Below are 12525 nucleotides of genomic sequence, written 5' to 3'. Positions count from 1 at the left end.
CCAGGCACGCAGCACCCAGCAGTCGCTGCAGATGGACCAGGTGGCCACGGCGATCAACGAAGTCAGCTACGCCGTGCACGACGTGGCCAAGCATGCCGAACAGGCCGCCAATGAGATGCGCGACGCGCAGCAGCAGGTCGGCCATGGCCAGCAGGCGATCCATGGCAGCCTGCAGCAGATCGACCGGCTCTCGGCGACCATCGAGCAGGCGGTCCAGGTGATCCGCGAACTGGCCAGCCACAGCACGAAGATCGGCGGCGTGCTGGAAGTGATCCGCGCCATCGCCGAACAGACCAACCTGCTCGCCCTCAACGCTGCCATCGAGGCCGCCCGTGCCGGCGAGCAGGGCCGTGGTTTCGCCGTGGTCGCCGACGAGGTGCGCCTGCTGGCCCAACGCACCGCCCAGTCGACCGCCGAAATACAAACCATGATCGAGCACCTGCAGGGGCAGTCCGAGGCCGCCGTCAAGGCCATCGACACCAGCAGCGAGGCCTCGCGCCAGACCGTCGAACAGGCCCGCGAAGCCGGCACCAGCCTCGATGCCATCAGCCAGGCGCTGAATAACCTGGGCGCACTCAACACCTCGATCGCCAGCGCCACCCTGCAGCAGTCCCATGTGGTGGAAGAGATCAACCGCAACGTCACCGAAACCGCCGGGCTGTCCCAGCAGACTGCCGAAGCCGCGCGTCAGTCCAGTGATGCAGGGACTGCCCTGGCGCGGTTGAGTGAGGATCTGGAGCAGTTGCTGCGCCAGTTCAGGGTTTAGGGGTAGGCCTTCACAGCGGTTTGAGGCCTTAGGGGTATGGCGTGGGATTGATGGCGCCTGTGAGATCGAGCGCCGCGCGGGCGGCGCTCGATCTCACAGGCGCCGCATCTCATCCGCCGAACACATCGCAAAGCACACCCAATCCTCCTAGACCAGCAAAACCCCCGCGATCGCTTGAAGCCTGCCGCCCCTTGCTTGTAGCATCGCGCCCTTCCCCGCTTTGAAGGATCGCCGATGTCCGGCCTCGAACTCTTCGCCGCCGCGCTCGGCGTCATCGCCGTCTGGCTCACTGTCCGGCAGAATCCTTGGTGCTGGCCGATCGGCCTGGTCATGGTGGTGCTGTACAGCTGGATCTTCTATGAAGTGAAGCTCTACTCGGACATGCTGCTGCAACTGGTCTATGCGGTGCTGCAACTCTACGGCTGGTGGCAATGGACCCGTCCGGACCGCGTGGAGGACGCGCGCCAGGTGTCGAGCCTGGCCCTGGCGCCAATGCTCAAAGGCCTGGGCGCCGGCCTTGTCGCCAGCCTTGTGCTCGGTGCGACCATGGCCCACTACACCGATGCCGCCCAGCCTTGGCTCGATGCGGCGCTCACTGGCTTCAGCCTGGTGGCGCAACTCTGGATGGCACAGAAGCGCCTGCAATGCTGGGCGCTGTGGATGGTACTGGACGTGATCTTCGTCGGCCTGTTCCTGTACAAGGGCCTTTACCTCACCGCCGCACTGTACGCCCTGTTCACCCTGATCGCCGTGCGTGGCTGGCTTGAGTGGCGCCGCGACCCGGCGCTGGCCGCCGCATGAAGACGCTGGTGCTGTGTGGCCCGGAATCCAGCGGCAAGAGCTGGCTCGGCGGTGAGATCCAGGCGCACTTCGGTGGCGTGCTGGTGGGTGAGTACGTGCGCCATTTCATCGAGCAGGAGCAGCGCGACACCTGCTATGCCGACATCCCCGCCATCGCCCGCGGCCAGTTGCAGTGGGAGGATCAGGCGCGCCAACTGGCGCCGGCCCTGCTGATTCTCGACACCCACCTGCTCAGCAACATCCTCTGGAGCCGCGCGCTGTTCGCAGATTGCCCGCCCTGGATAGAGCAGGCACTGAACGCACGCCACTACGACCTGCACCTGCTGCTGAGGCCCGAGGGTGTGGCCTGGGTGGGCGATGGCATGCGCTGCCAGCCTGAGCTTGCCCAGCGCCAGCAGTTCTTTGCCGACAGCCTGGATTGGCTGCAGGCACAGCAACGGCCCCATCAAGTGATCGAGGGCGATTGGCCCCAGCGCAGTGCCGCCGCCCTCGCCGCAGTGGCGCGCCTGCTCGATGGCCAGGTGCCAGCCTGTGCCACCGAATGTTAATGCACTGATACACCCCACCGCCCCGCAGCCCCCGCAAATGGGGGCCGTCGCCCAGAAGTGAGGGAAGTGTGTCAGCACTGAGACACTGCCCGACAATCTCTTCACATCCCCCGTACTACGCGGCCTGCGGCACCTGTGCACAGGGCGCTGTTTCAGTGCTGACACAGTATTCGTGGCGCTTTTCGAGTTAGCTCGAACAAGCCTCTGATTCTCAACGAAAAACAAAAAGCGGCACAGCTTCTGCTCTCTGTACTCGCAACGCTGAACGACCAGCGCCCGATTGAGGGAGTAGCCATCGTGAGGAAATTCGACAGAGGCGTGTCCTGCCTCCTGCTGGTCGGCTTCACCCTGGGGGCAGGCCTGAGCCTCGAGGCCCAAGCCGATAACGGCCTCATCGTCATCACCCGTGATGTGCAGGTGCGCAACGCAACGCGCCTCCCGGTGATACCAGACCCGTCCCCGACCACGGCCAATGCCAACCCGTCGGCACAGATCATCAGGCAGACCCACGAGCTCAGTGATGGTGACTTCGCCAGCATCAGCAGTGGCGCGGGCATCTCATCCCTGGTCAACCAGCAGACCAACAACTTCGGCGGCAACATTAGTACCCAGAGCCAGTTGCCCAACCTCGCCGCCGGACGTGGCAGCGGCTCCGGCAACGGCATCGCCAACATGGTCAACTCCAGCGTGCAGCGTGGCCTTGCGCCCCTGCAAGCCCTTACCCGAGGCCAATGACATGAGGCATTCGCTGCTGATTCTGGCCACCCTTTGCAGTGCACCGGCATTCGCCCAATCCCCAGTCGTCGACACCGCCATCATCGACAGTTCCGCCAGCCAGTACTTCGGCAACATGGCGGTCAATCAGGCGGCCGGCGACTTCCAGCAACAGGCCAACGCCCGTGCCCTGGCCAACGGCCACTCGGCCAATGCGACGACGCAGATCCGCCAGCGCCTGCAGACCACGATCGACCCTGCAAGGGACAGCCGCGCCAGCATCCAGGGCGATGCCTTCAGCCATGGCAGCGGCGTGCTGGGCGTGAACCAGAGCGCCGGCGCCGGTACCCAGCAAGCCAACGCACTGCGCATCAGCATCAGTGCCCAACCGCAAAGTCTCGATGACAGCGTCCTGTTGCAACAGAACGTGGCGCTGCGCAACACCTCCGATGCAACTGACTCCGCACCCGGCTATCGCCAGGTCAACACCAGCGACCAGGCATTCACCGGTAGCCGTGGGGTGATTCAGTTGAATCAGAGCGCCGGGGTGGGAAACCGCATGGCCAACACCCTAAGCGTCCGGGTCGCGGAATGACCCAAAAAGGTAAGCACAACACTTAACCTAAAAAGACGGAGAAACACCATGAAACCCTCGATGGCAATCAAGCCTCTGGTTTTCGCAATTGCTGCGGTCATGGCTGTTGCTGCACAAGCGGATCAGAACAACCGGCGTGGTCACAATCACGACAGAACGGTCTACACCAACGCCACGGCCAAAGCGACCGATGTGCAAAGAAGCACTGGTAACAAGATCCTCAACGAAGGCACCATCAACAATGCCGAGATGAGCAGTTCCGCCGGTGGCGCCAGCGGTAACGTCGGCATCAACGTGGCGGCCGGTAATGGCAACCAGCAGGACAACGCAGCGGCCATCGCCAACACCGCGTCCGACAACGACTTCGTGTTCGGCACCGCAACCGCCACCGCCAAGGTCGACCAGTACAGCAACGGCAACCGCGTGTACAACTGGTCAACCCAGAACTCCGCAGTCATGAGCGGCTCGGCTGACAACACCAGCGGCAACGTGGGTATCAACGTCGCGGCCGGCGATCTGAACCAGCAGAAAAACACCATGGCCATTGCCAACAACAGTGCGCCCGTCGGCAATTCCACCGCCACTGCTTCGGCCAACCAGAATGGACCTGGCCTGACCGTCGAAAACAGAGCCGATCGCAGCTACACCATCGATACGATCACGCTCACCACCACCAAGAGTGGTTCGTCCTCTAGCAGCGGTTCGTTCGATGCCAGCATCGACAAGAGCTCCAGCTCCAGCTATAGCGCGTCTGGCTCGCAAAGCAGCAGCGCCAGCGGCTCCAACAGCAGCAGCTCGAGCGGTTCGAGCAGCATGACTGCCAGCGGTTCGAACAGCAACAGCTCCAGCGGCTCCAACAGCATGAATGCCAGCGGCTCCCACAGCTCGAATGTCAACGGCACCGCCAGCAGCAACCACAACTCGACCTCGAGCGCTTCGGTGACTGCTTCGCTGGATGCCAGCGCTGCGGGCAGTGCCTCGCAGTCGCAGACCTTCGGCAACCACACCCGCTCCAGCAGTGGTGAGTTCGATGCTTCGCTGACCGCCTCGCTCGACGCGTCGATCGACAAGGCGCACAGCTCGTCCAGCGACTCGGCCTTCGACAAGACGCGCAACTCGTCGTTCGAGAAGGCGTATGACTCCGCGTATGCCAGCAACCATGACTCGTCGTATGACAAGTCTCGCAACAACGCATACGAGAAGGCACACGAGTCGGCATGGGAAAAAGCCAACGCCTCGGCCTACGAGAAATCCGGCGAAAAAGCTTCGCAATCGTCGGACAGCATCTCGAAGAGCTGGAGCGAAGCTAGCGAGTACTCGCTGAGCAACACTGTGTCCTTCCAAGTGCTGACCCCGACCGGCTGGGCCAACCCTGTAACCAACAACGCAACCATGAGTGGTTCGTTGAACGGTGGCAGTGGCAACCTGGGCGTCAACGTGGCCGCCGGTGTGGGCAACCAGCAAAGCAACTCGCTGGCCATCTCCAACACCTCGTTCTGATCGCTGTAGCCAGGAGGCCCCCTTCGGGGGGCCTTCCTTCCAACTGGACCGATGGGGGCATCGAACATGCGAATTTTTGCCTTGGCGTTACTGCTGTGCCTGGCCAGTGTGATCGAAGCCGCCCAGATGCCGTTGTCCGTCCTGCCGGGTGGCGCGGTCATCTACAAACCGATCCAGAGCATCCGCGAACGCAAGTTCGCCGACCTTGTGCAGCAGAAAACCGACTTCAGTTGCGGCGCCGCATCGCTGGCAACCATCCTGCGCCAAGCCTATTGGCTGGACGTGGATGAACAACATGTGATCGAGGGCATGCTGGCCAATGCCGACCAGGACCTGGTCCGCACCCAGGGCTTCTCGATGCTCGACATGAAACGCTACGTGGAAAGCCTGGGCATGCGTGCCCGTGGCTACCGGGTAGCACCCGAGTCCCTGCATGACATCCGCATCCCGGTAGTGGTGCTGATGGATATCCGTGGCTACAAGCATTTCGTGGTCATGCAGCGGGTCGACAGGGGCTGGGTCTACATCGGTGACCCGGTGCTGGGCCACAAACGCTTCAAGATCGACGATTTCGTCAAGGGCTGGAACGGCATCATCTTCGCCGTCATCGGCCAAGGCTACGACAAGGGCAATGCGCTGCTCGCGCCACCTCTTCCGCTCAGTGCCAAGAACCGCATCAACCAATTCACCCCGGTAAAGGACGCGGAGTTGCTGGATTTCGGTTTCATCAGAAGCGACTTCTTCTAACGAATCGGGCATGACGCCCTGGGGAACCTCCCATGAAGACTCCGATCTGGCTGATTGCAGCCTGCCTGGCCGCCAGCCTGCCAATCCAGGCAGAAACGTTCAAACCCATCGAGCTCAAGGACCAGGAGCTGGCGAATCTCCGCGGGCGTTACGTGATGCCGGGGCGGATCGTCAGTTTCGGCATCGTCATGTCCAGCACCTGGCAGAACGCCAACGGTGAAGTGATCGGCGCCACCTCCTCGATGCAGATTCAACAATCGACCATCAAGCCACAGTTCTATGTGTCGATCATCAATGAAAAAGGCAGCGGCTCGTCGCAGGCCCAAAGCACCGGTACCGGTACCGTCAGCGGGGGGGCCGGCCTCAATACCACCCAAGGGGTCACCCAGGTGGTACGCGCCGCCGGCGACTACAACAGCGCCTACAACGATGTGCAGATCACCGTTGCCAGGGGCGACCAGCCACAGGCCAACCAACCGCAAGGCCAGGCGCTGGCTGCAGGCTCGCCGCTGACCGGGGCCAACGGTGCAGGTTCGCTGAGTGTGTCCGCGGCCGGCAACGGCGTGCAGATGAACATCATCGCCGGCAACAACCAGGGCAATACCCTGCAGCGCCTGGGCCAGGGTGGGTTGATGCAGAGCACCACCCTGCTCGGGTCCAGCAACCAGGTGCGCAACATCACCTCGCTTAATGTGGTGCTGCGCGACAACGCCACGGCCGGGCCGATGAACGCCAACCTGGACCAACTCAAAGGCCTTCGCAATCTCGGATACTGATCTACGCTCAGTCTCATCTTTTGCAGTCAGAAGGGACGGCTAACCCATGCATCGTTTGTTGACGTTCAGAACCATCGTCTGTTTGAGTACCTTGGCCCCAGCCACTCTGCTGGCAGCATCGGACCCACAAGTCGAAGCGCTGAAACAGGAGCTGGTCCAACTGAAACAACGCTATGAAGCACAACAAAATGCTCTGATGGTGCTGGAACAACGCCTGCGGCAAGTCGAGGAAGCCCCGCCGGCACCTGCCCCGAAACGCCTGGTCAAGTCGCCCGCCGAAGGGGTCAAGGGCGCTAAAACCGTGGCCACTGGCGCGCCAGGTACGACCGGAAGCTCTTACGGCCAATCGCTGCAGGACGACTCCCAGCCCGCGCAAAGCGTCTCCAACCTGTACGACGAAGCCAGTGGTTTCTTCGGTGGCGGCAAGTTCAGCGTCGAAACCGGCCTGACCTACACCCACTACGATACCCGTGCACTGACCCTCAACGGTTTTCTGGCGCTGGACGCGATTTTCCTTGGCAACATCAACATCGACCGCATCAAGGCAGACAACTGGACCCTGGACCTGACGGCACGCTACAACGTCGACCAGCGCTGGCAGTTCGACATCAACGTACCCATCGTGTATCGCGAATCCACCTATTCCTCCGGGGGCGCGGGCGGGGCCGCCGCGGCCAACTCCGAAGGCACCGTCACCCGCGACCCCACCATTGGCGACGTCAACGTCGGGGTGGCCTACAAGTTCATCGACGAGTCGGAGAACTGGCCTGACGCAGTCGCCACGCTGCGCGTCAAGGCACCGACCGGCAAGGACCCTTACGGGATCAAGCTCCGCCAAGACCCCGGCAACGACAACCTGGCGATCCCCGAAGACCTGCCGACCGGCAACGGCGTGTGGTCGATCACCCCGGGTATCTCGCTGGTCAAGACCTTCGACCCGGCCGTGCTGTTCGGCAGCCTGTCCTACACCTACAACATGCAGGATTCGTTCAGCGACATCAGCCCCCAGGTCAACAGCAAGGTCAAGGGTGACGTGAAGCTCGGCGACTCCTGGCAAATCGGCGGCGGTATCGCCTTCGCCCTGAACGAGCGGATGAGCATGTCGTTCTCGGTCACTGACCAGTTCGCCAGCAAAAGCAAGATCAGACCCGACGGTGGCGACTGGCAGTCGATCTCCAACAGCGACTACAACGCGGCCAACTTCAACGTCGGCCTGACCTTCGCCGCCACCGACAACCTGACCATCGTGCCGAACCTGGCCATTGGCCTGACCGAAGATGCGCCGGACTTCTCGTTCAGCCTGAAATTCCCGTACTACTTCTGAGCTTGCCAGCAGAACAGGGCTCGCCTGACGAGCCCGTGTTTTGGTAACCAGCCTTGTCCTACGGCACTTTCCTACCTCCGGCCTGATATCATCGCGCACATTTGTGTGACGGTTTCATGGCAAGAGGAACGCTTACGTGAGAAACCTGCTCGGCCCCCCCCGCGCCCGGCTGTTTGCCCTGGTGACACTGGTGCTGGTCATCCCCCTGGTGGTCCGTGCCCTGCTGGGCTGGTCCGCCCCCCTGGGCTACCTCTCGGACCTGGCCATCGGCAGCCTGCTGGTAATGTTGCTGCGACGCTGGCCGATCTGGCTGGCCCTGCCCGTACTGCTGGCCTGGGGCGCCTTGCTGGTCGCTTCGGCCGAGCTGGTCAGCGCCGTCGGCCGCTTGCCCAACCAGACCGACCTGCACTACCTGTTCGACCCGCAGTTCATGGAGAACTCCACTGGCGGCGCCCTCGCCCACCCCTGGCTGCCCTGGCTGCTGGCCAGTGCCTTGCTGGTGCTGTTGGCCAGCAGCTGGTACAGCCGTGGCCAGCGTAATACGCAACTGCCACGCGCAGCCTGGGCGCTGCCCGTGGTGCTGCTGGCAGGCCACTGGGGCAGCGAGCAGCTGTTCCCCTCCGACGCCGATCAGTGGCGCCAGTACAACCTGCCGCACCAGCTGCTTTCGGCCGCCACTGGCAACCTGCAGCAGCGCGCACGGGTACTGGCCATGGGCGAAACCCCGGTGATACCCCTGCCCAGCGCCGGGCTGACCCAAGCCGACCTCAACGGCCAGAAGCTGCTGGCCGGCCCAGGCAGCGCCCGCAACCTGCTGGTCATCACCCTGGAAGGCATCCCCGGCGCCTACATCCGCGCCAACCGTGAGGCCATCGGCAGCCACTTCGACCAAGACCTGATGCCCAACCTCAGCCGCTGGGCCGAGCGCGGCATGAACACGCCGGACTACGTGCTGCATACCCACCAGACCATTCGCGGCCTGTACGCCATGCTCTGCGGCGACTACGACAAGCTGGCCAACGGCACGCCCAAGGGCGTCGAGCTGCTGACCCAGGACCTGCGCAACCAGGCCTGCCTGCCGGCCCAACTGCGCCAGGCCGGCTTCTCCACCCACTACCTGCAGGGCGCCGGGCTGCGTTTCATGGCCAAGGACCGGATCATGCCGCACATTGGCTTCGATTCGGTGCATGGCCTGGAATGGTTCAAGAACGACAACTACCTTGAATTCCCCTGGGGCAAGGACGACCGCGCCTTCTTCGAAGGGGCCCTGGGTTATGTCGGCGAGCTGCGCAAGCAACGCCAACCCTGGATGCTCACCCTGCTCACCGTCGGCACCCACCAGCCTTATTCGGCGCCCGAGGACTACCTGCAACGCTACGACACCGCCAAGCAGGCCGCCGTTGCCTACCTCGACGATGCCCTGGGCAGCTTCCTCGACAACCTGGAACGCCAAGGTGTGCTCAAGGACACCCTGGTGGTGATCACCTCGGACGAGTCCCACGGCATCGATGGCGTGCGCCTGGCGTCCTCCTGGGGCTTCAACCTGACCCTCGCCCCCGAGCAGGCACAGCTGCCGCGGCTCAAGCACGGCACCTACGGCCATATCGACCTGGCCACCTCGCTGCTCGACTACTATGCCCTGCCGATCCCCGCGGCCCTGGCCGGGCGCTCGCTGTACCGCGACTACGACAGCGGACGCGAGATGATCGCCTACACCAATGGCGTGCTGCGTTACCACGATGGCCAGGGCACCCTCAGCGAGTGCGACTTCCAGCAACGCTGCCGGCGTTACGCCAGCGCAGGCTTCATCGCCGAGCAGGCCAGATTCCTTGGCCGTGGCGAGGACAGCCTCGGGCCGCAGATCAATCTGCTGGCAACCACCCTCGACCAGTCGCTGCTGCAAACCCCGCTCAACCTGCGCTACCAGTTTGGCGGGCCGGCGCCCATCGCCCTGCATGAGCGCATCCGCGACGACTGGGCCGACAACCTGATCGGCGCCCAATACCTGGAGATGCCCGAGGGTTCGCGCACCAAGGTGCGCATCAAGGTCCGCGCGCTCGACCCGCAGCACGACGCCTACATCCGCCTCAAGGCCAAGGAAAGCGAGCAGGACGTGCAGCTGGGCCTGCCCGAAGAGGTGCTGGTGACCGCTGGCCGGCCACTGGAGATGGAGTTCGACTTCGACAACCCGACCCAGCGCAAGGCGTTTTCCTTCCACTTGCTGGGGTACGGCGGCGGTGAAGTCGAAGTCAGCGACTTCAGTGTCATCACCGCCCTACCGGGCGAGGAAGAGCCTGCGGACGAGCTGATCGAAGGGCATATCGCCCATTCCAGCTGAGTTGCAACCGCCTGGGCCTTACCCCAGGAACAGGCGGTATGCCGGGTTGTCGGTCTCGTCCCAGTAGCGGTAGCCCATCGCCTCGAGCGCCGCCGGCAGCCCTTGCAACTCGTCATCCGGTACCTCCAGCGCGGCAAACACCCGCGCTTCGGCCGCGCCGTGGTTGCGGTAATGGAACAGGCTGATGTTCCAGCGCTTTCCCAGGCGCTCGAGGAAGCCCAGCAACGCACCCGGCCGCTCGGGGAACTCGAAACGCAGCACCTTCTCGTTCACCCCTGGCGCGGCATGCCCACCAACGGTGTGGCGCACGTGCAACTTGGCCAGTTCGTTGTCGGTCAGGTCGAGCACCTGGTAGCCCTGCCCGGCCAGGCTCGCCAGCAGTTGCTCGCGCGGGTCGTGCTGCGGGTGGGTCTGCACGCCAACGAACAGCCGCGCCTCCTTGCCTGGGTAATAGCGGTAGTTGAACTCGGTGATCTGGCGCTTGCCCAGGGCCTGGCAGAACGCCCGGAAACTGCCTGGCTGCTCGGGGATGGTCACGGCGATCACCGCCTCGCGCTGCTCACCCAGCTCGGCGCGCTCGGCCACATGGCGCAGGCGGTCGAAATTGACGTTGGCACCCGAGTCGATGGCCACCAGCGCTTGCCCCTGCAGCCCCTCGCGGGCCACGTATTTCTTGATCCCGGCGACCGCCAGGGCGCCGGAGGGCTCGGTGATCGAGCGGGTATCGTCGTAGATGTCCTTGATCGCCGCGCACAGCTCGTCGTTGCCGACCGTCACCACCTCGTCGACGAAGTGCCGGCACAGCTCGAAGCAGTGGGCACCGATCTGCGCCACCGCGACGCCGTCGGCAAAGGTCCCCACCTGCGGCAGGATCACCCGCTCACCGGCCGCCAGGGCGGCCTGCAGGCAATTGGAGTCGGCCGGTTCCACACCGATCACCTTGACCTCCGGGCGCAGGTACTTCACATAGGCGGCAATGCCGGCGATCAGCCCGCCGCCGCCCACCGGCACGAAGATCGCGTGCAACGGGCCTGGGTGCTGGCGCAGGATCTCCATGGCCACGGTGCCTTGGCCGGCGATCACGTCCGGGTCGTCGAACGGCGGCACGAAGGTGGCGCCGTCCTGGTCGGCCAGGGCCAGCGCATGGGCCAGTGCATGGGGGAAGCTTTCGCCGTGCAGCACCACATGGCCGCCACGCGAGCGCACGCCTTCGACCTTCAGCGAAGGCGTGGTGGTGGGCATGACGATGGTGGCCTTGATGCCCAGGTGCGAGGCCGCCATGGCCACGCCCTGGGCGTGGTTGCCCGCTGACGCGGTGATCACCCCGCGCGCACGCTGGGCGTCGGTCAGGCGTGACAGGCGGGTGTAGGCGCCGCGGATCTTGAACGAGAACGTCGGCTGCAGGTCTTCACGCTTGAGCAATACCCGGTTGCCAAGCGCGGCCGACAGCGCCGGGGCCGGTTGCAGCGGGGTCTCGATGGCCAGGTCGTATACCGGCGCGCCAAGAATGCGGCGCACCTGCTCGGAGAGCAGTTGCTGGGGCGTGGTACGGGGGCTGACGCTCAGATTGGTCATCGATGACTCCTGGTTTTCTTGATGTTACCCAGGAGTCAGAGAGAAGAAACCCGCCTCCAGGGCGGGTTCGGTGCACGTACGCGCTAGCCCGCCAATCCGATAATGGCGGTAATAATAATGCTCGCGGTGCGCAGGTGCGGGAATGTGTTCATGGGTCGGGAACTTATCCTGCGCAGTTCTCGCAAGTCAACACCCTTTCGCGGCGTCCTGCGCCGATAGCGGTACATCGAATACCTTGTCGAACCCCCACTGGAAGACAAAGGCATACACGAAGAAGAAGGCGAACAACGCCAGGTTGGTGACCAGCGCCGCCCACAGGCTGATGCCCAGCCAGTACGCCACCAGCGGCAGCAGGATCAGTACCAGCCCGCCCTCGAAACCCAGGGCATGCAACAGCCGGCGCAGGAAGGTGCGGCTGCGCTGGGGCTGGCGCGCTTCCCAGCGCTCGAAGGCCCAGTTGAAGGCCATGTTCCAGCTCATGGCGATCGCCGACATGAGCATCGACAACACCGCCGATTCGGCCATGCCGGCGCCGAACGCCAGCTCCAGCGCCGGTGCCACGCAGGCCACGGCGATGGCCTCGTAGAGGATGGCCTGGACGATCTTGCGGGCCTTGCCTTGCATGTGCCGCTCCCGAAAACAAAGAGCTACAACATAACAAAATATGGCCCCCTGGAAAAAGCCTGCAATAAATTTTGAACCCTCGGCGGCCCGCGCGCCTCCACAGCTTGCCGTGCAAAACCATGGCGTTGACCTGGGCCGCTTGCGCTCACTCATCCATTGGACAACCGCGCCTCCGGCTGCTTCTATCAATCATTCGCAAGGAGCGCTTTGTCCTACA

The 12525-nt window shown here is 63.7% G+C and carries 12 protein-coding genes; 10 read left to right on the top strand and 2 right to left on the bottom strand.

All coding sequences use genetic code 11. The features are described 5' to 3' along the window. Window positions 1–31 precede the first annotated feature (31 nt). The 10 genes from DM373_RS29700 (at window position 32) to DM373_RS15995 (ending at window position 10109) form a co-directional block, all read left to right on the top strand. Window positions 32–766, top strand: a complete 735-nt coding sequence (locus tag DM373_RS29700) for a methyl-accepting chemotaxis protein (protein WP_425272591.1) — start codon at window positions 32–34, stop codon at window positions 764–766. Window positions 767–1000: 234 nt separating this feature from the next. Beyond that, complete coding sequence (gene pnuC, locus DM373_RS16035) at window positions 1001–1567, top strand: nicotinamide riboside transporter PnuC (RefSeq protein ID WP_110994514.1); 567 nt, start codon at window positions 1001–1003, stop codon at window positions 1565–1567. Beyond that, window positions 1564–2115, top strand: a complete 552-nt coding sequence (locus DM373_RS16030; protein ID WP_110994513.1) for an AAA family ATPase — start codon at window positions 1564–1566, stop codon at window positions 2113–2115. Before pnuC ends, DM373_RS16030 begins: the two co-directional genes overlap by 4 nt. Window positions 2116–2412: 297 nt before the next feature. Continuing rightward, window positions 2413–2850, top strand: a complete 438-nt coding sequence (locus DM373_RS16025) for a hypothetical protein (RefSeq protein ID WP_110994512.1) — start codon at window positions 2413–2415, stop codon at window positions 2848–2850. 1 nt (window position 2851) lies between these two features. Beyond that, window positions 2852–3424, top strand: a complete 573-nt coding sequence (locus DM373_RS16020) for an adhesin (RefSeq protein ID WP_110994511.1) — start codon at window positions 2852–2854, stop codon at window positions 3422–3424. Window positions 3425–3472: 48 nt separating this feature from the next. After that, the gene (locus tag DM373_RS16015; RefSeq protein WP_110994510.1) at window positions 3473–4924 is read left to right on the top strand and encodes a heme utilization protein; all 1452 of its coding nucleotides are present in this window, start codon (window positions 3473–3475) and stop codon (window positions 4922–4924) included. 66 nt (window positions 4925–4990) lie between these two features. Further along, window positions 4991–5671, top strand: coding sequence for a C39 family peptidase (locus tag DM373_RS16010; protein WP_110994509.1), 681 nt, complete (start codon window positions 4991–4993; stop codon window positions 5669–5671). A gap of 32 nt (window positions 5672–5703) precedes the next feature. Further along, window positions 5704–6447: a hypothetical protein gene (locus tag DM373_RS16005; protein WP_110994508.1), complete on the top strand. Its 744-nt coding sequence runs from the start codon at window positions 5704–5706 to the stop codon at window positions 6445–6447. Between the two features lie 46 nt (window positions 6448–6493). Beyond that, window positions 6494–7771 carry a coiled-coil domain-containing protein gene (locus DM373_RS16000; protein WP_110994507.1) on the top strand — a complete coding sequence of 426 codons (1278 nt, stop codon included), beginning with the start codon at window positions 6494–6496 and terminating at the stop codon, window positions 7769–7771. Window positions 7772–7907: 136 nt separating this feature from the next. Further along, window positions 7908–10109: an LTA synthase family protein gene (locus tag DM373_RS15995; RefSeq protein ID WP_110994506.1), complete on the top strand. Its 2202-nt coding sequence runs from the start codon at window positions 7908–7910 to the stop codon at window positions 10107–10109. Window positions 10110–10127: 18 nt separating this feature from the next. Here the strand turns inward: DM373_RS15995 and ilvA are convergent, their stop codons facing one another. Together ilvA and DM373_RS15985 are read right to left on the bottom strand one after the other, a co-directional pair. Further along, window positions 10128–11684, bottom strand: coding sequence for a threonine ammonia-lyase, biosynthetic (gene ilvA, locus DM373_RS15990; protein ID WP_110994505.1), 1557 nt, complete (start codon window positions 11682–11684; stop codon window positions 10128–10130). A gap of 186 nt (window positions 11685–11870) precedes the next feature. Further along, the gene (locus tag DM373_RS15985; protein ID WP_110994504.1) at window positions 11871–12308 is read right to left on the bottom strand and encodes a PACE efflux transporter; all 438 of its coding nucleotides are present in this window, start codon (window positions 12306–12308) and stop codon (window positions 11871–11873) included. Window positions 12309–12525 lie beyond the last annotated feature (217 nt).

Origin of the sequence: Pseudomonas sichuanensis, assembly GCF_003231305.1 — a bacterium.
GTDB classification, from domain to species: Bacteria; Pseudomonadota; Gammaproteobacteria; order Pseudomonadales; family Pseudomonadaceae; genus Aquipseudomonas; species Aquipseudomonas sichuanensis.
Note: the sequence above shows the minus strand (reverse complement) of the source record. Positions and strands in the feature narration are given on the sequence as shown.